Below are 21,944 nucleotides of genomic sequence, written 5' to 3' on the forward strand. Positions count from 1 at the left end.
AGAGCACCGGCTTCGCAACCGGTGTCGCGCCCGGCCCCTCCGCCGCCGCCTCGTGCCAGCACGCCGCGCCCGGCCCCTCAGGCCGCGCCAAAACGGGACACACGCCCGCCGGCCCTGCGCAGTTCAGGCCGCCCGACGCGGACGCAGGACTAAAGCCTGAAAGGCAATGAAGAACACCATGTAGGGACCGTTTATACGACGAGTCCGGCTGGCTCGGTTTGCCCTCGGCTTAACGCTTGTCCGCGCGCGGGTCGTTCCATTCGGCAGCGATGCCATAGCCGCCCCGGCGGACCAGCCAGAACATGCCGATCAGGTCGAAGATCCCTGCGCCAAGCCGCCCGAGGAAACCGTATTTGGATTCCCCGGCCAGGCGCCGGCGGTCGTTGACCAGCTCCTCGCGCACATCCCAGCCCGCGCGTTTGACCAGCGCCGGCAGGAAGCGGTGCATGGAGGCAAAATAGGGCAGGTCCCGGAAGGCCGCCGTACGGATCAGTTTCCAGCCGCAGCCCGTGTCTGTCGCGTCATCTTGCAGGACGAAGCGACGCACGCCGTTGGCGACGCGTGACTGGACCCATTTGAAGCCGGAATCGTTCCGGCTGTTGCGCTTGCCTGCGATGAGGCCGAGCTGGCCCGGTGCGCCCGGTGCGACAATCGCCTTCCACAGGCGGGCCGTATCTCCGGGGTCGTTCTGGCCATCTCCATCCAGAAGTTGGACCCATTCGCCGCGTACAGATTTCAGACCCGTGAAAAGTGCAGCGGATTTCCCGCGCCGCCGAATGTGGCTGAATACAAAAACCGTATCCGGGTGTTTTGCCTTCGCTTCTGCGAGCTCTGCGCCCGTCGCGTCCGACGACTGGTCGTTCACGCAGATGATTTCGAACGGAATACCGGCCAGCTGTTCATGCACCTCGTCGATCACAGGATGCACGTTTCCGGCTTCATTGAAGAAGGGAATGATGACAGAGAGGGCGGGGGTCGCGGCCATATCCTTTCCCGTATAGAAGACTGCGCCTTCCGGCAAACTTATATGCGAGTGATTTGCAATGGATATCTATCACATCTGGTTCGATCTGAAGCCGGGCACCGACGAGCGGGCTTTCGCAAAGGCGCTGCACGCCTTCCTCGACCGGATGAAGTCAGACGGCCGGATCGAGGCCTGGCGGATGATGCGCTGCAAGCTGGGCCTGCGCCCCGATGCGATCCGCGAGTTCCACATCATGATCGAGACGCGTGACCTCGCCCAGCTGGACGAGGCCTTCCGCGCGGCGGCAGCGCGGGAAGGGGAGATCGACGAACTCCACTTCTCCGCCAACGCCATGGTGACGAACGTCAAATTCGGCCTGTTCCGCGACTGGCCGGATTGGGTCTGACGTCTATCAGGCCGGTGCGTAATTGTTCCGTGCCGAAGCGGACAGGACCGTGGCGACATCCGTGCCGGTGTTCAGGTACTGCCGTTCCACCTGCGACAGCTCGAACGGGGCATTCTCGCCATAATGCTTCTGCCAGATCCGGTCCAGTTCCGGTTTGGTCAGTTCAGCGACTTTCTTATCCTCGATGATGTCAGACGCATCGGCCCGGCGGCCGGGCAGGTAGATCGTGTCATTTCCGAAGTCGACCGCAAAGGCGATGATTCCGGGAATCAGGAAGAGCAGGAGCCCGATACCGTCCAGCATCACGATGCTCGGGTCGAGACGCCCGCGGCCTTGCCCCTTGCGTTCCGGATAAAGCAGCGTGCCGCACCCGGTCAGGCTCGCGGCGAGCAGGGTGGCGGATGCCCCGGTGAGGAGCTGGCGTTTGTGTTTGTCCATTTGGGTACCCCTTCTGGTGGCGGCGTACCGCCCTTGGAACCTCAGCCTGAAACGCGCGGGGTAAGAATTGGTTTCGTCCGGCGGAAAGATTTTATGGTTTTCCGGTTGGCTTGCCTGTTGACGGATCAGTCTCCTTGCCCATCCCGGCAATCGCCTCGATGGCTTCCCACTCCGCAACGATCTCGTCGACATAGGCGACGAAGCTTTTGGCGTAGAAAGGTTTGGAGTCCTTCCACCAGTCACGGATGGCGGCGGAGTCGAGGCTGTCACGCAGGCGGGCTTCGGTGCCGCCCCATAATTCTTCCTCGAACACGCCGAAACGTCTGTGCGTGTGCAGAACTTCATAATGGCGGAAACTCGCGGACAGGAAGTTTGTCGCCCGGAGGCGCTCCGGCCGGGACCAGCTTTCCGGCGCGCCCTCCCTGGTGATCAGTTCGGCCAAGTCCGGATTTTCGATGATCCGGCCAAGATTGGTGGACATCATCTGAGCCGAGGTCTGCGCCGCGGCCATCCGCGTCAGCTCCGCATTTTGCTTCAGCTGGATACCAATAAAGACCAGCGTCAGCACAACGGCGGCGGACGCCAGGATATTGGCGATGGTGGCGATGGTGTCGAGCATGGAACGATCCTCCCCAGGACTTGGAGCCATCAAGCGCCAGCCCCGGGGAAAAATCAATTCGGCCGGAAAGGTTCAGGCGGCCTGTGCGTCCGCCGCTTCGTCGGAATAGACATCGTGGCGCAGGCTGGCGCGGATCGCGTTCAGCATCATCAGGCCAAGCCCGAAATAGGCTGCCATCCACGCAAGACGAAATGCGCCGTCATGCAGGCCGCGCATCGTGGCGAGCACGAGCAGTGCCATCAGCAGGATCGAGCTGACAAGGCCGCGGCCAGACCAGACCCGCCATGCGAGGACCAGGATGAGCGAGGTCTCAAGCCCCGTCGTTGCCAGCTGGAAACTTGCCGGGAAGACGGAGGCGGTTCCCAGAAGCCCTTCGAGGAAGAGAATGCCGGCAAAGACAATTCCGGCAATCGCGCCGCCCCGCGCCAGACGCATCACATCCCTGAGGGAGGTGATCTCTGGAAACAATCTGTTCATCCTGATTTCCCCACCGCGTGACTCTACACTTCTACTTTTGATTTCATTGCAGATTCTGTCAATGGCAGTTTGGTCACACCCAGCCCGCTGTCTGGGCCGCCAGCCACACGCCGATGACAATGAACAAGGCCGCCGCAATGAAGCGGACGATATTCAGCGGCACGCGCTCGATCAGTTCATGCCCGAGGAACACGGCCGGCACGTTGGCCAGCATCATGCCCAGCGTCGTGCCGGCGGTGACCCAGACGATCTGGTCGAAACGGGCACCGAGCGCGATGGTCGCGAGCTGCGTCTTGTCACCCATCTCGACGAGGAAGAAGGCGATCAGCGTGGCAATGAAGGCGCCGAAGCGGGTCGGCTTGTCGTCGAGATCGTCCAGCTGGTCCGGGATCAGGGTCCAGAAGCCCATGATCACGAAGGACGCGGCGATGATGTAGCGGAACCATTCGCCGTCCAGAATATTGGCGACACTTGCGCCGACGAGGGCCGCCAGGAAATGGTTCGCCAGCGTCGCCACAAGAATGCCGAGGATGATCGGCAGGGGCGTACGGAAACGGGTTGCCAGAAGAATGGCGAGCAGCTGCGTCTTGTCGCCGATTTCGGCCAGCGCAACGACAGCGGTGGATGTGAACAGGGCTTCCATAAGGGTCAGGTCTCCATGCCGGGCCTTGTTCGAGTCCAACGACATCGCTCCCCACGCCCGGCAAGGCAGGAGGCGACGTCATTGGTCTCGCCCGGACGGTCATGACCGCCCCTTCCGCACCACGGCCCCTCAGCCGAGTATGTTGACACGGAAGCCCGCCTTTCGGCGGCTGGCTACTCCCCAGATGACGAGGTCCGCATAGACGCGATCGGCAGTGGAGGCAAGCGCTTGACGTATTAGGGCAAGTGTCCTAGGAGACTTTCTCGGACAATTGTCCTAATCACGAGGATCTCTATATGGCAGCCACGGACACAAGAGCGCAGATCGTGGAGGCGGCGGACCAGCTGTTCTATGAGCGCGGGTTCGAGCACACCTCGTTCGCGGACATCGCAGCACAGGTGCAGATCTCTCGCGGCAATTTTTATTACCACTTCCGGACCAAGGACGAGATACTGGACGCGGTCATCCGCCAGCGGCTGGAAAACACGCAGGCCATGCTGGACGATTGGGAAGCCGAAGGTGCCGGGCCAGCGGAGCGGATCACGAGCTTCATCCAGATCCTGATCGTGAACCAGTCGAAGATCATGGCGTTCGGCTGCCCGGTCGGGACGCTGACCAGCGAACTCGCCAAGCTCGGCCATCCCTCGCAGGCCGGGGCGGCGGGACTTTTCTCATTGTTTCGGCACTGGCTCGCGCGCCAGTTTGCCCTGATGGGTCATGAAGCGGCCGATGCCGACCGGCTGGCGCTACACCTGCTCGCGCGCAGTCAGGGCGTCGCGACGCTGGCAAGCGCTTTGCGCGATCCGGCGTTCGTCGAAGGGGAGGTGCAGGAGATGTGCAGCTGGCTCGCGGCGCAGACGTCGAGCTGCCTCCAGTAGTTCCAATCCTCTGCATTAAGAAGGACTCGCCCGATGTATGTTGTTTTGCTGAAATTCTCCGGCAACAAGCCGAAAGCGCCTGAATTCATGGACGGGCACAATGCCTGGATCCGGGACGGCTTCGAGGCAGGCGTGTTCCTCGCGGTCGGTTCCCTGCAGCCGAATGCAGGCGGCGGCATACTCGCCCACAACACGACCCGCGAGGCTCTGGACGCGCGTATCGCGGCAGACCCGTTCGTGGCCGAAGACGTGGTGACGGCCGAGGTGCTGGAGATCACGCCCGCACGGACGGACCCCCGCCTCGATTTCCTGAAGGCCTGATCGGCTCCTCTCTGGCGACGCCGAGGTGACGGGACCCTGCAGCTGCGCTAAAGGCAGCCCATGTTCGAGACGAGTTTCATCACATTGTTTCCGGAGGCCTTTCCGGGGCCGCTGGGCGTATCCATCCTGGAGCGCGCCCGCAAGGAAGGCATCTGGGACTGGGAAACCATACAGCTGCGCGATTTCGGTATCGGCAAGCACCGCAATGTCGATGCGCCGCCGACTGGGGGCGGGGCGGGCATGGTGCTGCGCCCGGATGTGGCCGCGGCCGCGCTGGACAGCATCGTCGCCACGAACAAGCACCTCATTTATCTCTCCCCGCGCGGGAAGCCGTTCACGCAGGCGATGGCCCATGAATTTGCTGCCAGCCCGGGGCTGGTCATGTTCTGCGGACGGTTCGAGGGCCTCGACCAGCGGGTCATCGAAACCCATGGCCTGGAAGAGGTCTCGATGGGCGATTTCGTTCTCGCCGGCGGGGAAGTGGCGGCCATGGCGCTGACCGAGGCGGTTGTGCGCCTGCTGCCCGGCGTGGCCGGCAATGCGGACTCTTTAAGTGAGGAGTCCTTCGAGAATGGTCTTCTGGAACATGACCAGTATACGATGCCCAGACAGTGGGGCCCGTACGGGACTCCGGATGTCTTGCTGTCCGGCGATCACAAACGCATCGCAGAATGGCGTTTGAACAGCGCAAAGGCGTTGACAAAACAACGCCGCCCCGATTTATACGCCGCTTACTCCGAAACCCACGATATCCAAGCGCCGGAGACAGGCGATGAACATTATTGAACAGCTGGACGCAGAAGAAGTTTCCCGCGTCCTCGGCGGCAAAGAAATCCCGGCTTTCTCGCCCGGCGACACGCTGGCCGTGAACGTCCGCATTACGGAAGGCGACCGTGAGCGCGTGCAACGCTTTGAAGGCGTGTGCATTGCTCGTTCGGGCGCTGGCGTGAACGAGAGCTTCACGGTCCGCAAGATCTCTTTCGGTGAAGGTGTGGAACGCGTGTTCCCGCTGGTTTCGCCGATGATCGAGTCGATCGAAGTGAAGCGTAAGGGCCGCGTTCGCCGCGCCAAGCTCTACTACCTGCGCGGTCTGCGCGGTAAGGGTGCCCGTATCGCTGAGCGGACCACCGGCCACGGCATCGAGCAGGTCGAGATTGCTGTCTCGAAAACCGAGCGCCGCCGCCAGAAGGATGCCGAAAAGGTTGCCCGCAAAGAAGCCGCTGCCAAAGAGCGCGAAGCTGCTGCCAAGGCGAAAGCCGAAGCAGAGGCCGCTGCTGCCGCCGAAGCTGAAGCCGCTGCAGAAGCTGCAGAGGGCGGCGCTGAGGAATAGTCCTCTTCTGGCCCAGATCTGCTATTGGCAGATGACAAGCGCCCCTGCCGAAAGGCGGGGGCGTTTTCATTTCAGGTATCAATGGAAGCCAAGGCTCGCCTTCGCATGGGCGGACATATCGGTGACGAGGCGGTCGAAGACGAGCCGCATGCGGCGATTGCCGCGCAGATCCTCATGCATCGTGATCCACGTCTCCAGAAAAAAACTCATTTCTTTCGGGAAGAGGCGGACGAGGTCCGGACAGCTCCGGGCGAGGTTCGTCTGGCAGATGCCGATGCCGAAGCCCGCGCGGATCGCGGCGAGCTGGGCGACGTCGTTGTCCGTGCGAAAGGCGAAAATCTCCCGCTTCAGCGGCATGCCGATGTTCTGCAGCGCCTGAAGGCCCGCCGTCTGCCGGTCGAAGCCGACAATGGCGTGATCCTGCAGAGCATCGATGGACTCGGGACGCCCTCGCCGGGCGAGATAATCCTTGTGGGCATACATGGCGAGCTGGATGTCGCCGGCCTTCTGCGCCACCAGCGCGCCCTGGGCGGGCCGGACCATGCGCACGGCGATGTCGGCATCGCGGCGCAAGAGGTCTGACGTTTCGTTCGTCGCGACGAGCTCGAAGTCGATCCCGGGATGATCTGCGCCGATCCGGGTGAGGGTGGGTGGCAGGACTTCCACGCCGATGACCTGGCTCGCACTCAGGCGCACGGTGCCAGCAATGTCCCCGTCTGCGCCTGAGGCGGCTCGCATCATGGCCGCGGCGGAGGCTTCCATGGCCAGTGCATGGGGGACGAGCGATCCGGCCAGATCTGTCGGGGAAAGGCCGTGCGGAGACCGGATGAACAGGGCGCCGCTATCCAGCGCCTCTTCCAGCAGGGTGATGTGGCGGGCGATCGTCGGCTGGGTCAGGCCGCTGGCCCGGGCCGCGGCCGACAGGCTGCCGGTGCGCCAGACACCGAGGAAAGACCGGCAATGGTCCCAGGAGAGGGCGATGTGTTCCACTATTTTTCTATAGCCGATGCAGAATTTATCGCAATTTTCTTTAGCTCCAATCGTAGGCATTTCTACGGGACAGACGCAAAGGAGATGTCCCATGAACCGCTCACGCACAGCTCTCGTCCTCGGCGCCACAGGCGGGGCCGGGTATGAAATCGCCGAAGCCCTCCGCCGCCGGGGCTGGCAAATCCGGGCGCTCAGCCGCCGGCCGGATTATGGCCAGACGCTGCTGCCCTATGCCGACTGGCTGAAGGGCGATGCGATGAATGCGGCCGACGTGGCTGAAGCCGCAATCAACACCGACCTGATCGTTCATGCCGTGAACCCGCCGGGCTACCGCAACTGGCGTGGCCTCGCCCTGCCGATGCTGGACAATACGATCGCCGCCGCGAAGGCCTCGGGCGCGCGGATCATGTTCCCGGGCACGATATATAATTACGGGCCGGATGCCTTCCCGTTGCTCAAGGAAACCGATCCGCAAAACCCGCGCACCCGTAAAGGCGCGATCCGGGTGGAGATGGAAGAACGACTGGAACGGGCTGCCGGGCAGGGGACGCGGGTCCTGATCGTGCGGGCGGGCGACTTTTTCGGGCCGCACAGCACAGGCAATTCCTGGTTCTCGGAAGGCCTCGTGAAACCCGGTCAGCCGGTGAAATCCGTTACCTGGCCCGGGCGGAAAGGGGTGGGCCATGCCTGGGCCTATCTGCCGGACTATGGCGAGGCGGTTGCTGCTCTGATCGAGCAGGACACCGAACTCACCGCTTTCGAGAATTTTCATTTCGCGGGTCACTGGTTCGAGGACGGACACGACTTTGCAGAAGAAGTGCGCCTTGCAGCCGGCGCGCCGGATGCGCCGATCCGGGACTTGCCGTGGCCGGTCCTGCAGTTGTTGTCGCCATTCGTGCGCCTGTTCAGGGAGCTCGCGGAGATGAAATATCTCTGGGATGTCCCCGTCCGCCTCGACAATACGAAACTGGTACAGCGGCTTCGCGCCGAACCGCACACGCCGATCAGGGCTGCCTTGCACACGACGCTCGATGCGATGGGATGCCTGCCCGAGACGATCCGGAGACAGAGCGAACTCAACTTAAGGGATTGTTGAGGGGTCTATGGTCTTCTCCCCTCGGTGGAGGAGCGTCGGACGATGACCGGTGGCGGCAAGCTTGAATTGCTGATGGAGGTGCTGAACCTCCTGCCCAATCCTGTTTCCGTCAAGAATGCGAACCATGACTGGGTCGAGGTCAATGACGCGTTCTGCCGGTTTGTCGGTCTGCCGCGCGAAGACCTGATCGGGCAGCCGGATCGTGAAGTCTTCCCGAACGAACAGGCCGACATCTTCCGGGAAATCGATGACCGTGTTCTGGAAACCCGTACCCAGATTGTGACGACGGAACAGATCTCCAATGCCGCGGGAGATCTGCGCTGGGTCGAATCATCGACATCCTTTTTCCAAGATGCTGCAGGCAGCGCCTTTATCGTGAGTATCCTGACGGATGTCACAGAGCTGAAGAAGCAGGAAGCGGAGCTGGAGGACGCCCGCAAGACGGCGCTGAATGCGTCAAAATCGAAAACGGAATTCCTCGCTAATATGAGCCATGAAATCCGTACGCCCATGAATGGCGTCCTCGGCATGTCGCAGGTCTTGCGCCGGACGACACTCGATGGCGAACAGGTCGAGATCGTCGAAATGATCGAACGGTCCGGCGAAGCCCTGCTCACCGTGATCAATGACATTCTCGACTTTTCCAAGATCGAAGCCGGGAAGCTGGCGATCGATTCAGAACCTTTCTCCCTCTCTGCGGTACTGGACGATGTTGCCGCGCTGCTCGGCTCCGGCGCGAACGAGAAGGGGATCGAGCTGATCACCGACATCAGCCGCGACGTGCCCGATGAAGTGGTCGGCGATGCGGGCCGGATACGCCAGATCCTGACCAATCTTGTGGGCAATGCGATCAAGTTCACGACCGAAGGCCATATCCTCGTCCGCATCGCCGGGTCCGGCGAGAATGGCTACGCTCATCTGGCGATCACGGTGGACGATACCGGCATCGGCATTCCGGAAGACAAGTTGGAGACAGTGTTCCACCAGTTCGAACAGGCGGACGCCTCCGCCACGCGCCGCTTTGGTGGCACAGGCCTTGGCCTTTCGATCTGCCGCAGCCTGGTCGAAGCCATGGCCGGGCAAATCGGTGTGACCTCGACCTTTGGTGTCGGGTCCACCTTCCGGGTCGAGTTGACGTTGCCAATTGCCGATGATGAGCCGCGCCTGTTCCTGGAACCGGTGGAGCGGCCGGATCTCGGCCATGTCCGTGCGCTGGTGATCGACGATATTTCGCTGAACTGCCGGATCTCGGCCAGCCAGCTCGCCCTTTACGGTATCCGGTCAGACCATGAGACCGATCCGCGCGAAGGCCTGCGGCGCCTCGCCGATGCACATAATCGCCGGGAACCTTATGACCTGCTGGTGCTGGACTATCAGATGCCCGGGATCGACGGCCTGCGTGTCGCAAGAATGATCCGCTCCAAGCCAGCCTTCAATCGATTGAAGATCGTGGTCGTGTCCTCGGTGGATTCCCAGGACGCGAAAGACGCTTTCCTGGAAGCGGGGGTCAACGCATTCCTGGTCAAGCCCTTGCGCAGCGGCGCGCTGGGCGAGGCGGTCAGCGCCGTGATCGGAAAGGCCCCGCGGCCCGCCCCGGTGAAAACACCAAAGCCGAAGCCTGTGGCGGCTCCGATACCGGCGCGCGCCTCCGCAGGGCGCATCCTGATTGCCGAGGACAATGAGGTGAACCAGCGGGTGATGGCCGGACTGCTGAACGGGTCCGGCTATGAGCTGCACTTCGCGGCCAATGGGGAGATTGCCGTCGACCTCTTCCGCCAGAACGCCTACGCCATTGTGCTGATGGATGTGTCCATGCCGGTCATGGACGGGCTGGCGGCGACAAGGGTGATCCGGGATTTCGAGGCGTCCGGCGGCAGGGCCCCCACGCCGATTATTGCCGTGACGGCGCATGCCATGACCGAGGAACGGCGGGATTTCCTGTCTCGCGGGGTGGATGCGGTGCTGACCAAGCCGGTCGACAAGGCCGAATTGCTGGAAGCGGTGCAGGAATGGACCGGGCGGCCCGTCCGCAGGGTTGCCTGAACTGCCATCTGACACATTGACGCGATGCCTTGTGTGTTGCACGAGACGCGCTGGCGCGCGCGTTCACGCGCAATATTTTTCTACAAGCAGGGAATTTTCGGCCCATGGCAGGCAAGACACTCTACGACAAGATTTGGGATGCGCATCTGGTGCACACCGATGAGGCGTCGGGGGAAAGCCTACTCTATATCGACCTGCACCTGATCCACGAAGTGACCACGCCGCAGGCTTTCGCCGGGCTGAAGGCTGCCGGGCGCGGTGTGCGCCGTCCGGACCTGACCCTCGCCACGCCGGACCACAACACACCGACCGAGAACCAGGCCGCGGGCCTCGCCGGGGTGAAAGACCCGGAGGCCCGCAACCAGCTCGAAACGCTGATGCGCAATGTGGAAGAGTACAAGATCGAGATCTTCCCGATGGGCGATATCCGCAACGGCATCGTCCACGTGATCGGGCCGGAGCAGGGCCGCACCCAGCCGGGCATGACGATTGTTTGCGGCGACAGCCACACCTCCACGCATGGTGCATTCGGTGCACTCGCGCACGGCATCGGCACGTCAGAAGTGGAACACGTTCTGGCGACGCAAACGCTTCGTGCCCGGAAGATGCAGAACATGGCGATCGAAGTGACCGGCAAGCTGAAGCCGGGCGTGACCGCCAAGGACCTCGCGCTGCACATCATTGCGAAGATCGGCACAGCCGGCGGCACGGGCTGCGTGATGGAGTATCGCGGTGAAGCGATCCAGGGCCTGACCATGGAAGGGCGCATGACGTTGTGCAACCTGTCCATCGAGGGCGGCGCGCGCGCGGGCCTCGTCGCGCCGGACGAGAAGACATTCGCCTATATCAAGGGTCGCCCGTCCGCGCCGAAGGGCGGGGCATGGGAAGTGGCGGAAAGCTACTGGAATACGCTCTACACGGATGAAGACGCCGTGTTCGACCATGTCGTCGAAATCAATGCCGAAGACGTTGAGCCCACCGTCACCTGGGGCACCAGCCCGGAGCAGGGCATTCCGGTCTCCGGCATCATTCCGAAGCCGGAAGACTTTACCGATCCGGTGAAAGCCGCCGCGTGTGAGCGCGCGCTGGACTATATGGGCCTTGAAGGCGGCGTGCCGATCGCGGGCACGCCGGTGCAGCGCGTCTTTATCGGCTCGTGCACCAATTCCCGCATCGAAGACCTGCGCGCCGCGGCAGAAGTCGCCAAGGGCAATCAGGTGGCCGAAGGCGTGCGTGCCATGGTCGTGCCGGGCTCCGGTCTCGTCCGTGCGCAGGCGGAGGAAGAAGGCCTCGACCAGATCCTGATCGAAGCAGGTTTCGAGTGGCGCGAACCGGGCTGCTCCATGTGCCTCGGCATGAACCCGGACATCCTGTCGCCGGGCGAACGTTGCGCGTCGACGTCGAACCGCAACTTCGAAGGCCGCCAGGGCCGCGGCGGCCGCACGCACCTGATGAGCCCGGCCCTTGCCGCGAAAGCCGCAATCACGGGTGTGATCGGCTAGAGCCGGAGGCCGAAGCGCGGGCCGATCCAGCTCATCAGAAGGTAGAGCGCGACGGTCAGGATACAGCCTGCACTGAGCGCCAGCCAGAATGGCCAGCCCTGTTTCAGCAGGGCAGGGATAAACAGGAACATCGGAAGGCTGGGCAGGACATACCAGAATGTGGCGGAGGAATGTTCGGCCATGTTGTGGACATCGGGCTTGTCGCGCCAGAGCCAGATCATTCCCAGAACAGAGACCAGCGGAAGGGAGGCGACCAGCGCGCCGGCACCGGGATACCGCTTGGATATTTCCGATACGATCGCAACGATGATTCCTGAGATCAGCGCTTTCAGAAGTAGATAGGCCATGCGCCTTTGTTCCCATGCGTTGAATGTGTCATGCAATATGCTGCGTTTCATCAGGCCCGTCCAAGTGCCCGTTCGCCTTCCATACCCGAATACTTAAACCGAGCTTTCAGTTGCTTCACGGCCTCGGCGGGCGGATAGTCCCGCAAAACCATGAAGGAGGACGTGATGGCTGGAACTGTTAAACTGCCCGGCGGGGTGACGCTGGATGGCCCGCGCGGGCGCACTTACGCATCCATTCTCGAAACCGTCGGCTCGACACCGTTGGTCGCCGCACCGAAATTTGCGGCAGACGCGGGCATCAAGGCCAACCTCCTCTTCAAGTGCGAGTTCTTCAATCCACTCGCCAGCGTGAAGGACCGGATCGGCCTGAACATGATCCTGGAGCTGGAAGCCGCCGGAAAGATCACGCCTGGAAAATCCGTGCTGGTCGAGCCGACGTCCGGCAATACAGGCATCGGCCTTGCCTTCGTGGCGGCCAATCGCGGCTATCGCCTGATCCTGACCATGCCGGAATCCATGTCGATCGAGCGCCGGCGCATGCTGGCCTTCCTCGGCGCGGAACTGGAACTGACGCCGAAGGAGAAAGGCGTGAACGGCGCCATCGCCAAGGCGGAGGAACTGGTCGCCTCCATTCCGGACGCCGTCATGCCCAGCCAGTTCGACAATCCCACCAATCCGGCGATCCACGAGAAGACGACTGCCGAGGAAATCTGGGTGGATACCGATGGCGCCGTCGATGCGGTGATTTCCGGCATCGGCACCGGCGGCACGATGACCGGCTGCGCCCGCGTACTGAAGGCAAAGAAGCCGGGCCTCAAAATGTTCGCGGTGGAGCCGGAAGACAGCCCGGTCCTCTCTGGCGGTGAACCTGGCCCGCACATGATCCAGGGGATCGGCGCTGGCTTCATTCCCGGCAATGCCGACACGAGCATGATCGACGAAGTGGTGCAGGTCTCGAATGCCGATGCGATGGCGAACGCGCGGACGCTTGCCAAACTCGAAGGCATCCCGGGTGGCATCTCCTCCGGCGCGGCGGCGACGGCGGCCATCAAGGTCGGCAGCCGGGAGGACATGGCCGGCAAGACGCTGGTCGTGATCCTGCCGAGCTTTGCGGAGCGTTACGTCTCGACGGCCCTGTTTGAAGGGCTGTAATCCCGCACGCGTATGCTGCTCATCGACGTTCTGCTTCGATACCCGGCTGTTGCGGTCCTTCTGGTGCTTGCGGCGCTATGCATTCGGGACGGAGGCGGACGGGTACAGGCCTGGCTGGGCGCCGGGTTGACCGTCAGCCTGGCAGCGATGCTGATTGGCACCGCGCCGTCCATCCTGCAACCCTCGTTTCCGGCGCTTGTTGTCGTCCGCCTGATAGACATGCCGAACATGCTGCTCCTATGGCTGTTCGGTCGATCCCTGTTTGATGACGATTTCCGCATCCGCCCCACCGACTGGGGTGTCGCCGCTTGCTACCTGGCGCTGTGGCTGGTCCTCAGACTGTCAGACCTGGGCCTGATCCCGCCAAGGCCTGACTGGATGCCGCTGGGTACCAATCTGTTCTCCGCAGGCCTCGCGCTGCACCTCGTCTGGACGGCGCTTGCGGGACGGGGGGATGATCTCGTGGAAGCCCGGCGGTCCATGCGCCTCTGGTTCGTGATTGCGCTGGCCGGGGCGGCCGGGCTCAACATTTTTGGCGAGGCGCTGTTCAGCCGCGCGCATGACGGGGCGGTTTCGACATTCCGGTCGGCGCTGGTCCTGATCGTGGCGCTCTGGGGCCTGTTCTGGATGACGCGGCTGAGAGCGGAAGTCCTGCTGTTCCAGCCTGCGCCAAAACCTGCGCCGCCGTCCCCTGTCTCGCCGAAGGATGCGGCGCTGCTGGCACGACTGACCCGGTTGATGGAAGAGGATGAGGCCTATACCGAACAAGGCCTCACGATTGGCGCGCTAGCCGAGCGGGCAGGTGTGCCGGAGCACCAATTGCGGGCGCTCATCAATCGCGGCCTGGGTCACCGGAACTTCGCCGCCTTCCTGAACGGCTACCGAATCGCGCTGGCGAAGCGAAAACTGTCCGATCCGGACCTGGCACGCATTCCGGTTCTGACAATCGCCATGGATTCCGGTTTTGCCTCGCTTGCGCCCTTCAATCGGGCCTTCCGGACGATGGAGGGTGTGACGCCGACGGAATATCGCGACGCGGCGCTCGCCAAAGCCGGTCAGAACTGAAAAAACCGGCGCGATTTCGAATTCGATCAGGCTTTTCCAGTCTCGCGGAGACGTAAGGTACCCAAACGCACCATCCTGCGGTCACTTCAGATCTTGAGGAGACCGACATGGATTGGAGTACATTCACGTTTGATCATTTCTTGCAGCGGGCCGGGCACGGCATCGAGTTCGAGATATTCCGCTACTTGCTCGGCACGATGTCGACCTTCGTCATCATCTGGCTCGGCCTGTCACACCTGTTGCGCTACCGGAAGATCCGGAAACCCACCCCGCGCGCCCGCCAGATTCGCAGCGAACTGTTCTGGTCCGCCATGACGGTGCTGGTCTTTGTCGGCATGGACATCATTATCTTTGATGCCTCCGAGCTCGGCATTTTCCAGAAGTATGACGACGTCGCCAAATATGGCTGGGTGTGGTTCTTCGTGTCGATCCCGGTGATGATCATCGCGCACGATACGTGGTTCTACTGGGCGCACCGGTTCATGCACCTGCCGCGCTTCTACAAGCTGTTCCATATGCGGCATCACCGGTCGCACAATCCGACACCGTTCACGGCCTATTCCTTCGCGCCGCTTGAAGCCGTGGTGGAATACGCTTTCGTGCCGGTCGGCCTGATGCTGATCCCGATCCACAACACGGCCTTCTACATCGTGATGATGGTCATGATCTTCAAAAACGCGACGGCCCATTGCGGCTATGAACTGATGCCGAAATCCTGGGCCCGCCTGCCGATGCTGGGCTGGCTGACGTCAGTCACCCATCACGACATGCACCATGAGCGCGCCAGCGGGAACTACGGATTCTACTTCACCTGGTGGGACCGCTGGATGGGCACCGAACACAAGAACTATCTCGAACGCTTCGAGACTGCCGGTGACTGGGCCCGCAAGGCGGACGCGAAGCTCGCGGCCGGCCCGGCCCTTGTCCCGGCGGAATAACGGGCCTCCCCTTGTCTCCGGCGGGGTTTTGTAGAACCCATCTTCAGGATCCCGCCGGAGAGTGTTTTCGTTTGGCCGCCCTGCACACCATCGCCCTTTTCGTCCTCGGCCTCGTCATGCTGGCGATGGCCGCAGGACTCGACGCGATGATCCGGCTGGACGTGTCTGGCTGGGTGCAGTTGCTACTGGCCGGGTTCGGCGTCTATCTCGTGGTCATGTCGTGGTTCTCGCTGCGGTTCGACCGGCGCCGGGTATATGTTCTGGAGACCGGGACGCCCCAGACCGTGCAGTTCGAGATCAACCGGACATCCGACGGGGAGTCGGCGGCGTTCCTGGCGGAAGTGAAAATCGGCGAAGACGTCTGGATCACGCCGCTGCGCATTTCGCGTCGGGTACGGAAGCTGCGCAAGCAGGGCGAACTGGAAGGCGAAGCCTGGCTAGACGGGGAAGGGCGGCTTGTGGCGCTCGCCCATGAGGGCGAACAGCTCCGTGTCATGCCGTTTCCGCGCCGCAAGCGCTTTGGAAGAAAAGACAGAAAGAAGAAAAAGACATGAGCCAGCTCGTCACCGGTCTCGACCATATCGTTCTCGTCGTGCCCGAGATCGACTCCGGCGCGGCGGTTTATGAAAGCCTGCTCGGCCGTCCGCCGGTCTGGCGTGCCATCGCCGAAGGCGGCGCCGCGACGGCGATCTTCAAGGTGGCCAACACCAGCCTCGAACTGATGGCGCCTGCCGGAGAGGGGCCGGTGGCCGACCGGTTGCGGGAGATCATCGAGGCAGAGGGCCCCGGTCTGAAGACGCTGGCCTTCGGCACGGCTGACATTGAGGCCGCGCATCACAAGCTTACCCGCCGGGGCATGCTGCCGACCGAGATTGCGCCGGGCGAGAGCACAAATACGCTGGATGGGGCCACCCGCCGCTGGAAACGTTTCCGCTGCGCGGCCGACCAGACCGCCGGCGTGAAAACCTTCCTGATCCAGCCTGAAACGCCCCTGCCGCCGCAGGTCGATCCGGAAGGCGCGGTCGTCTCGCTCGATCATATCGTCATCGATACGCCGAACCCGGACCGGGCGCTCGGTCTTTATGGCGCACGCCTCGGTCTCGACCTTGCGCTCGACCGCAATGCTCCGCAATGGAAGACGCGCTTCCTGTTCTTCCGCACCGGCGGGCTGACCTTCGAAGTGATCCACCGCCTTGGCGAGACGCACGATCCGGTCGGGCCAGACAGGATCTGGGGCCTGACCTGGGAAGTGGCCGATCTCACCGCGGCGCATGCGCGCCTCACCGACATGGGCTTCAACGTTTCGGAACTGCGCAAGGGCCGCAAACCCGGCTCCAGCGTCTTTACCGTGCGGGATGGCACAATGGGCGTTCCGACGCTTTTCATTGCGCATGAGCCGAAGTAAGAACGCCGCCATGACACCGTTTACTGAAATCACCGGAACCGCTGCGCCGCTGCTCGAAAAGGGCAAGCTCATGTCCAATGTCGACACGGACATGATCATCCCGAAACAGTTCCTGAAAACAACCGAGCGGACCGGCCTGTCGAAAGGCCTGTTCTACGAGTTGAAAACGCTGGCCGATGGCTCCCCGAAACCGGATTTCGTGCTCAACAAGCCGGAATTTTCGAAAGCAGGCATCCTGATTGCGGGTGAGAATTTTGGTTGTGGGTCTTCCCGCGAGCATGCGCCATGGGCGCTGGCGGACCAGGGCATCTCGGTCATCATCGCACCGAGCTTTGCCGATATCTTCCACAATAATTGCTACAAGAACGGCATCCTGCCTGTCCGCCTGCCGGTGGATGTGTGCGAAAAACTCGCGCAACAGGCTGGCGGGTCCAACCACATCTTCTCGGTGGACCTTGAAACGCAGACGGTGACGGCGCCTGATGGCGAGACCTACAATTTTGATGTCGATCCTGGCCGCAAGTCCAATCTGCTGCAGGGCCTCGACGAGATTGGCGCCTCGCTGAAGGCTGAAAGCGACATCAGCAGCTACGAGGCGACCCGCAAGGTCTCCACCCCGTGGCTTGAGCCGGCGGGCTGAGACCCGGCCGGCATTCGAGAAGGGAAACCCGATGCCGGACAGACTGAAACCGATCTTCCTCGTGCTGGGCCTGGCGGGTCTCGGTGCCTGCCACAATGATCCGTTCTCGATAAAGCCGGAAGTGAACGTGACCCTGCCGGACAAGCCGCCGGCAGACGCCACGGCGCCTGAAGACGACGGTGCCTCAGCCCCCGAAGAAAGCGAGCCGGACGCATGATCATCATCGAAGGCACTGTGAGAGTTCCGCCCGAGCGGATTGAAGCTGCCCGTCCGGCCATGGAAACCATGATCCGTGCCAGCCGCGCGGAGGACGGCTGTCTCGACTATGCCTACAGTCTCGATGTGCTGGATCCGGGGCTCGTCCGGGTGACGGAGCGCTGGGAAAGCCGGGAAGCGCTGAAAGCACATTTCGACACGCCGCACATGGCTGCCTGGCGCGCCGAATTTGCCGGTCTCGGGATTACGGACCGGTCCTTACGCCTCTACGAATCCGAGCCGGAACCCATTTGACGCTTCGCGCTTTGGTTGTAGGAAAATGTGACCACGCGGCCATTGCGCCGGGCGCAGGCAGCGGCTACGCATATCGCCCAACAATAAGGATTTGTGCATGAAACGCGTTCTCTGTCTCTCCGCGCTTGGTCTGGCTGCGTTGGCAACAGCCTGCTCGACACCAGCTGCAACCACACAAACGGCTGCCGCCAATGTCGGCCCCAATGGCGAACCGCTCGTCTGCCGCAACATCAAGGTCACCGGTACCCGCTTCCCGCAAAAGGAATGCAAGACCGCTGAGGCCTGGGAGCAGTATGACGCATACACCAATGGCAATGCCAAGGAATCCACGGACAAGTTCCAGCGCATTCAGTCCGGCGCCTCGACCAACGCCGGCGGCTGATACCTGAAGAGAGGGCAAGCAATGAAACACCTTTCAACCGGGCTATCGTCACTTGCCCTGTTCTTCTCGATCGCGGGATGCACGACACCCGTTGCCGGGAGCCCGTCTGATGAAGCTTCCGCGGCCAAGATCGTGACGGCGGAAGGCGAAGACGTCATCTGCCGCAGCATTCCGGTGACCGGCACGCGTTTCCCGGAAAAGATCTGCAAGACGCAGGCAGCCTGGGACGCCTTTGACGATTACACGAACGACAGTGCCAAAGAGCAGACGGACAAGTTCCAGCGTCTGAACTCAGGCTGCTCAACACAGGCGCAGGGAAGCTGCAGCTGAGCTGATCCTTGCTGCGGCGCCTGATCCGGGGCCTGTCTGCGTCAAAAACCATGGGTGACAGCGCGGCCCTGCGGGGGTAGAGCCGCACCCATCGGTTTTGCGTAGCATACAGGCCTGAACATGCATCAGACACTCCTCTTGCTCCCGGGTGACGGGATTGGACCAGAAGTCATCGCCGAAGTCCGCCGCGTGGTGGAAGTCGTCGCGCCTGACCTCAAGCTGGAAGAAGGCCTGGTCGGCGGTGCCTCCATCGATGCGCATGGCGACCCGCTGACGGAAGACACGCTGGCGCATGCACGCCATGCCAGTGCGGTCCTGCTGGGCGCCGTCGGCGGTCCGAAATGGGTCGGCGCTGCGCGGGACAAGCGCCCGGAAGCGGGCCTGCTGGCCCTGCGCAAAGGCCTCGACGTGTTCGCAAATTTGCGTCCGGCCTTTTGCTTCCCGGCGCTTGTGGAAGCTTCCAGCCTGAAGCGCGACGTTGTCGAGGGTCTCGACCTTATGATCGTCCGCGAGCTGACGGGCGGGGTCTATTTTGGCCAGCCGCGCGGCATCGATGAAACCAGCGGCATCCGCCGGGGCTATGACACGGCGGTCTATACCCACCCTGAAATCGAGCGCGTGGCGCAGGTCGCTTTCGAGATCGCCCGCGGGCGTCAGGGCAAGGTCTGCTCGGTCGAGAAGTCGAACGTCATGGAATCCGGCCTGTTCTGGCGTCAGGAAGTCACGCTCGCCCATGCCGAAATGGGCGCGGGCGTGGACCTCAGCCACATGTATGCCGATGCCTGCGCGATGGAACTTGTGCGGGCCCCGAAACAGTTCGACGTGATCCTCGCGGACAATCTCTTCGGCGACATCCTGTCGGACGAAGCCGCCATGCTGACCGGGTCCATCGGCATGCTGCCGTCCGCGTCGCTTGGCGCACCGGGGACACCGGGCCTGTATGAGCCGGTGCATGGTTCGGCGCCGGACATTGCCGGGCAGGGCATTGCCAATCCGTGCGCGGCCATCCTGTCGCTGGAAATGGCACTGCGCTGGTCGCTCGGCCGGGAGAAAACGGCGGATATCCTGTTCGCGGCCGTCGGCAAGGCGCTCGATCAGGGCGCCCGCACGAAAGACCTTGGCGGCAGCCTCACGACCCGCGAAATGGCGGACACCATCATTGCCGCGCTCTGACGGGCTGACCTAAGGGAAAGATTGCCCGTCTTCTTTCTGCGTGAGAGCATTCCCCCAAAAACATGAGGGAGGAATGCCATGTCATACGCCGATGGACGTCTGATCCACGATGCCGACAGCCATTTGATGGAGCCTGTCGATTGTCTCGATCCGTATTTTGAAAAGAAGCTGCTGGACCGGTTCCTGGCCGTGCCGCGCGTGAAGGAACTGCGGACCGCGGCGAAGTCGGACTGGATCCGGGAACGGCTGGACCTGCAACAGGATGCGGCGTTCCGGGCGGAGGCGGACGACAATATCCTTTTGCGGAAGAATTACGATGCGCATGGCGCCTGGCTCCGGCAGGACCGGCCGCACACGCTAGACAAGCTCGGCTTCGCCAGCCAGCTCGTTTTCACCACACATTGCCTCGGTAATTTCGGCCTCGATCAGGGCGACGACATGGAGCTCTGTTATGCCGCTGCTGATGCGCATAACCGGATGATGACGGACTTCTGCAGCATCGACCGCCGCCTTCTGGCTGTTGCCTATGTGCCGCTGGAGGATTTCGACCGCTCGCTCACCACGGCTAAGCTCGCCATCGAACTTGGCGCAAAGGCGCTGATGGTGCCGAGCCGCTGCCCGCAGCATCACTCGCCGAGCCATGTCGCGCTCGATCCGGTCTGGGCGCTGGCGCAGGAGGCGGGCCTTCCGGTCGTGCTCCATGTCGGCGGCGAGACGAAACTCAATCCGATGTACAAAGAAAACGGCCTGCCGCCGGTGCCGGATTTCCATGGCGGCGACGACAATTTCACCTCTGTCTCCTATATGCCGATCCCCGAAGCGGCGATGCAGACGCTGGCAACGCTGATCTTCGACGGCGTTTTTGACCGGTTCCCGGACCTGAAATGGGGCGCCATCGAACTTGGCGCGAACTGGGTGCCGGGCTGGATGCGGGCTATGGATTCGGCGGCCCATGCCTTCATGCGCAATGAGGAGCGCCTTCAGAAACTGACCGCGAAGCCCTCGGAGATTGTCCGCCGCCAGTTTCGCGCCGCGCCCTATCCGCATGAGGACGCCGGCTGGATTGTCCGCGAAGCGGGCGAGGAGATCGCCATGTTCTCTTCCGACTTTCCGCATGTCGAAGGCGGCCGCAATCCGCTGAAACGGTTCGACCAGACGCTCGAAGGCCTGCCGGAACGCGCCATCAAGGCTTTCTATTCCGGCAACTTCATCGACATGATGGGGCAGGGCCTGGCCCCGGACCTGCGCGTGCCGGAACTGCAGCAGTCGGCCTGATCCTTTAAGGGACAGGTCAGCGCCTTAAGGGGGGGATGGTAGATGGCAGACGAAGACCCGTCAGAGACGCGGGAGGCGAAACTCGCCCAACGCCGCGCGCGTGTAGAATACCTCGCCTTCATTGCCCAGATTGTCAGTGCCGTCGCCATCGTCATCTCGCTGATTTTTGTCGGCATCCAGTTGCATGAAGGGAATACGGTCACGCTGCGCAACGAATCCAATGCCACCATGACGCAATGGTCGGCCTTCCGTGCCTCGATCTATTCAGACCGCAACACCGCGAAGGTGTTCCTGGCCGGAATGGAGGGGGCACCGCCGCTGGATGCGACGGACCAGCTGCGCTTTGGCTACATCATGCGTGAACATGCCTGGGCAACGTTCCAGATCTGGGACCGAACGAAACGCGGACTGGTACCGGGCGCAAACTTCGAGGTTGGCGCGGCGCCGGATTATCTGAAAGTGATCTGCACGCCGGGCGGTGCGGTTGTCTGGGCCGAGATCCGTAGCGAGATGCCCGCGCCCTTCATTGCAGACATGGACCGGATTGCAGAGGCTTACGCGCCTGCGCATCATGTAAGCTGCGTTGCGGAAGAATAGGGCGACCCTGAACTAGCTGTAGTCGGCGATCCGGCAGAGCAAATTGCCGCGGAATTCGAAGAAACTCGCGCCGCGGACCTTCACGGTTTCGCCAGCCTTGATGCCGTTCGGCAGGTCGACTGCTGCCTTGCCTTCGAATTCGATCTCGGCGGCAGCCTTGCCGGCGCCTGACACGACATTGATCAGCCGCTGGCGCCGGTAGGAAAAGGCATTTCCGGACAATTCGGCAACCTGGCGCATCATGTCCTTGCCGTCGAGGCGCATGGATCCGCCGGCATTGGAGATGTTTTCGAACACGACATCGTCGGTCACGCAGTCGAGCATGCCGTCAATGTCACGGGCGTTATAGCTTTGAATATAGCGGGCAATTACGTCGTCGAGCATGGGGCTGGGGCCTCCATATGTGTCTCCGGGAGCCCCTTC

The 21,944-nt window shown here is 62.4% G+C and carries 29 protein-coding genes; 21 read left to right on the forward strand and 8 right to left on the reverse strand.

Translation table 11 applies throughout. The annotated features are described in order from the left end of the window. Positions 1-229: 229 nt before the first annotated feature. Positions 230-985 (reverse strand): glycosyltransferase family 2 protein, encoded by a 756-nt coding sequence (locus HY17_RS00005; protein ID WP_034762171.1) that lies wholly within the window; start codon positions 983-985, stop codon positions 230-232. Between the two features lie 58 nt (positions 986-1,043). Here HY17_RS00005 and HY17_RS00010 point away from each other — a divergent pair, with 58 nt between their 5' ends. Further along, positions 1,044-1,370, forward strand: a complete 327-nt coding sequence (locus HY17_RS00010) for a DUF6614 family protein (RefSeq protein WP_034760833.1) — start codon at positions 1,044-1,046, stop codon at positions 1,368-1,370. Between the two features lie 6 nt (positions 1,371-1,376). On the opposite strand, the gene HY17_RS20340 is transcribed toward HY17_RS00010, so the two are convergent. The 4 genes from HY17_RS20340 to HY17_RS00030 all read right to left on the reverse strand — a co-directional run bounded on the left by HY17_RS20340 (position 1,377) and on the right by HY17_RS00030 (position 3,547). Continuing rightward, complete coding sequence (locus tag HY17_RS20340) at positions 1,377-1,808, reverse strand: hypothetical protein (protein WP_051599444.1); 432 nt, start codon at positions 1,806-1,808, stop codon at positions 1,377-1,379. 91 nt (positions 1,809-1,899) lie between these two features. Continuing rightward, the gene (locus HY17_RS00020) at positions 1,900-2,427 is read right to left on the reverse strand and encodes a hypothetical protein (RefSeq protein WP_034760835.1); all 528 of its coding nucleotides are present in this window, start codon (positions 2,425-2,427) and stop codon (positions 1,900-1,902) included. A gap of 72 nt (positions 2,428-2,499) precedes the next feature. After that, entirely contained in the window at positions 2,500-2,904 is a 405-nt protein-coding gene (locus HY17_RS00025) for a hypothetical protein (protein ID WP_034760838.1), read from the reverse strand. A gap of 73 nt (positions 2,905-2,977) precedes the next feature. Then, positions 2,978-3,547, reverse strand: a complete 570-nt coding sequence (locus tag HY17_RS00030) for a TMEM165/GDT1 family protein (RefSeq protein WP_034760842.1) — start codon at positions 3,545-3,547, stop codon at positions 2,978-2,980. A 296-nt stretch (positions 3,548-3,843) separates the two neighbouring features. On the opposite strand from HY17_RS00030, the gene HY17_RS00035 reads away from it, so the two are divergent. From HY17_RS00035 to rplS, 4 genes are read left to right on the forward strand one after another with little or no spacing between them, the layout of a single operon-like run. Next, positions 3,844-4,425: a TetR/AcrR family transcriptional regulator gene (locus tag HY17_RS00035; protein ID WP_034760845.1), complete on the forward strand. Its 582-nt coding sequence runs from the start codon at positions 3,844-3,846 to the stop codon at positions 4,423-4,425. A gap of 33 nt (positions 4,426-4,458) precedes the next feature. After that, the gene (locus HY17_RS00040) at positions 4,459-4,746 is read left to right on the forward strand and encodes a YciI family protein (protein WP_034760854.1); all 288 of its coding nucleotides are present in this window, start codon (positions 4,459-4,461) and stop codon (positions 4,744-4,746) included. 60 nt (positions 4,747-4,806) lie between these two features. Then, complete coding sequence (trmD, locus tag HY17_RS00045) at positions 4,807-5,532, forward strand: tRNA (guanosine(37)-N1)-methyltransferase TrmD (protein WP_034760856.1); 726 nt, start codon at positions 4,807-4,809, stop codon at positions 5,530-5,532. After that, positions 5,519-6,076, forward strand: coding sequence for a 50S ribosomal protein L19 (gene rplS / locus HY17_RS20660; protein ID WP_034760858.1), 558 nt, complete (start codon positions 5,519-5,521; stop codon positions 6,074-6,076). Before trmD ends, rplS begins: the two co-directional genes overlap by 14 nt. A gap of 78 nt (positions 6,077-6,154) precedes the next feature. Here rplS and HY17_RS00055 read toward each other — a convergent pair whose 3' ends face one another. Further along, on the reverse strand, positions 6,155-7,066 hold the full coding sequence (locus HY17_RS00055) for a LysR family transcriptional regulator (protein WP_197020203.1): 912 nt from the start codon (positions 7,064-7,066) through the stop codon (positions 6,155-6,157). A gap of 91 nt (positions 7,067-7,157) precedes the next feature. Between HY17_RS00055 and HY17_RS00060 the strand changes: the two genes are divergently transcribed. The 3 genes from HY17_RS00060 (at position 7,158) to leuC (ending at position 11,707) form a co-directional block, all read left to right on the forward strand. Continuing rightward, on the forward strand, positions 7,158-8,162 hold the full coding sequence (locus tag HY17_RS00060) for an NAD-dependent epimerase/dehydratase family protein (RefSeq protein ID WP_034760860.1): 1,005 nt from the start codon (positions 7,158-7,160) through the stop codon (positions 8,160-8,162). A gap of 42 nt (positions 8,163-8,204) precedes the next feature. Next, entirely contained in the window at positions 8,205-10,205 is a 2,001-nt protein-coding gene (locus HY17_RS00065; RefSeq protein WP_051599446.1) for a PAS domain-containing hybrid sensor histidine kinase/response regulator, read from the forward strand. 104 nt (positions 10,206-10,309) lie between these two features. Next, positions 10,310-11,707 carry a 3-isopropylmalate dehydratase large subunit gene (gene leuC / locus HY17_RS00070; protein ID WP_034760863.1) on the forward strand — a complete coding sequence of 466 codons (1,398 nt, stop codon included), beginning with the start codon at positions 10,310-10,312 and terminating at the stop codon, positions 11,705-11,707. Here the strand turns inward: leuC and HY17_RS00075 are convergent. After that, on the reverse strand, positions 11,704-12,054 hold the full coding sequence (locus tag HY17_RS00075; RefSeq protein ID WP_034760865.1) for a DUF3147 family protein: 351 nt from the start codon (positions 12,052-12,054) through the stop codon (positions 11,704-11,706). The two genes, leuC and HY17_RS00075, sit on opposite strands and share 4 nt — an antisense overlap. Before the next feature lie 165 nt (positions 12,055-12,219). On the opposite strand from HY17_RS00075, the gene cysK reads away from it, so the two are divergent. The 13 genes from cysK to HY17_RS00140 all read left to right on the forward strand — a co-directional run bounded on the left by cysK (position 12,220) and on the right by HY17_RS00140 (position 21,521). Then, positions 12,220-13,206 carry a cysteine synthase A gene (cysK, locus tag HY17_RS00080; protein WP_034762183.1) on the forward strand — a complete coding sequence of 329 codons (987 nt, stop codon included), beginning with the start codon at positions 12,220-12,222 and terminating at the stop codon, positions 13,204-13,206. 12 nt (positions 13,207-13,218) lie between these two features. Beyond that, entirely contained in the window at positions 13,219-14,271 is a 1,053-nt protein-coding gene (locus tag HY17_RS00085) for an AraC family transcriptional regulator (RefSeq protein WP_034760867.1), read from the forward strand. Positions 14,272-14,378: 107 nt separating this feature from the next. Next, positions 14,379-15,209: a sterol desaturase family protein gene (locus HY17_RS00090; protein ID WP_051599448.1), complete on the forward strand. Its 831-nt coding sequence runs from the start codon at positions 14,379-14,381 to the stop codon at positions 15,207-15,209. Positions 15,210-15,280: 71 nt separating this feature from the next. After that, positions 15,281-15,763, forward strand: a complete 483-nt coding sequence (locus HY17_RS00095; protein WP_034760869.1) for a hypothetical protein — start codon at positions 15,281-15,283, stop codon at positions 15,761-15,763. Further along, positions 15,760-16,614 carry a VOC family protein gene (locus HY17_RS00100; protein WP_034760871.1) on the forward strand — a complete coding sequence of 285 codons (855 nt, stop codon included), beginning with the start codon at positions 15,760-15,762 and terminating at the stop codon, positions 16,612-16,614. The genes HY17_RS00095 and HY17_RS00100 overlap by 4 nt, the downstream gene beginning before the upstream one ends. 10 nt (positions 16,615-16,624) lie before the next feature. Continuing rightward, on the forward strand, positions 16,625-17,254 hold the full coding sequence (gene leuD, locus HY17_RS00105) for a 3-isopropylmalate dehydratase small subunit (RefSeq protein WP_034760874.1): 630 nt from the start codon (positions 16,625-16,627) through the stop codon (positions 17,252-17,254). Positions 17,255-17,285: 31 nt separating this feature from the next. Further along, positions 17,286-17,471: a hypothetical protein gene (locus HY17_RS00110; protein WP_034760877.1), complete on the forward strand. Its 186-nt coding sequence runs from the start codon at positions 17,286-17,288 to the stop codon at positions 17,469-17,471. After that, positions 17,468-17,764, forward strand: coding sequence for a putative quinol monooxygenase (locus tag HY17_RS00115; RefSeq protein ID WP_034760880.1), 297 nt, complete (start codon positions 17,468-17,470; stop codon positions 17,762-17,764). Before HY17_RS00110 ends, HY17_RS00115 begins: the two co-directional genes overlap by 4 nt. A gap of 97 nt (positions 17,765-17,861) precedes the next feature. Continuing rightward, positions 17,862-18,146 carry a hypothetical protein gene (locus HY17_RS00120; RefSeq protein ID WP_034760883.1) on the forward strand — a complete coding sequence of 95 codons (285 nt, stop codon included), beginning with the start codon at positions 17,862-17,864 and terminating at the stop codon, positions 18,144-18,146. 21 nt (positions 18,147-18,167) lie between these two features. Continuing rightward, positions 18,168-18,476 carry a hypothetical protein gene (locus HY17_RS00125; RefSeq protein ID WP_034760885.1) on the forward strand — a complete coding sequence of 103 codons (309 nt, stop codon included), beginning with the start codon at positions 18,168-18,170 and terminating at the stop codon, positions 18,474-18,476. Positions 18,477-18,596: 120 nt separating this feature from the next. Beyond that, entirely contained in the window at positions 18,597-19,649 is a 1,053-nt protein-coding gene (gene leuB / locus HY17_RS00130) for a 3-isopropylmalate dehydrogenase (protein WP_034760888.1), read from the forward strand. A gap of 78 nt (positions 19,650-19,727) precedes the next feature. Beyond that, positions 19,728-20,924 (forward strand): amidohydrolase family protein, encoded by a 1,197-nt coding sequence (locus tag HY17_RS00135; RefSeq protein WP_034760891.1) that lies wholly within the window; start codon positions 19,728-19,730, stop codon positions 20,922-20,924. Positions 20,925-20,966: 42 nt separating this feature from the next. Further along, entirely contained in the window at positions 20,967-21,521 is a 555-nt protein-coding gene (locus tag HY17_RS00140) for a hypothetical protein (protein WP_034760894.1), read from the forward strand. Between the two features lie 12 nt (positions 21,522-21,533). Here the strand turns inward: HY17_RS00140 and HY17_RS00145 are convergent, their stop codons facing one another. Beyond that, positions 21,534-21,905, reverse strand: a complete 372-nt coding sequence (locus HY17_RS00145) for a nuclear transport factor 2 family protein (RefSeq protein ID WP_034760896.1) — start codon at positions 21,903-21,905, stop codon at positions 21,534-21,536. Positions 21,906-21,944: the final 39 nt, after the last annotated feature.

The organism is Hyphomonas sp. CY54-11-8 (genome assembly GCF_000682735.1).
Taxonomy (GTDB): domain Bacteria; phylum Pseudomonadota; class Alphaproteobacteria; order Caulobacterales; family Hyphomonadaceae; genus Hyphomonas.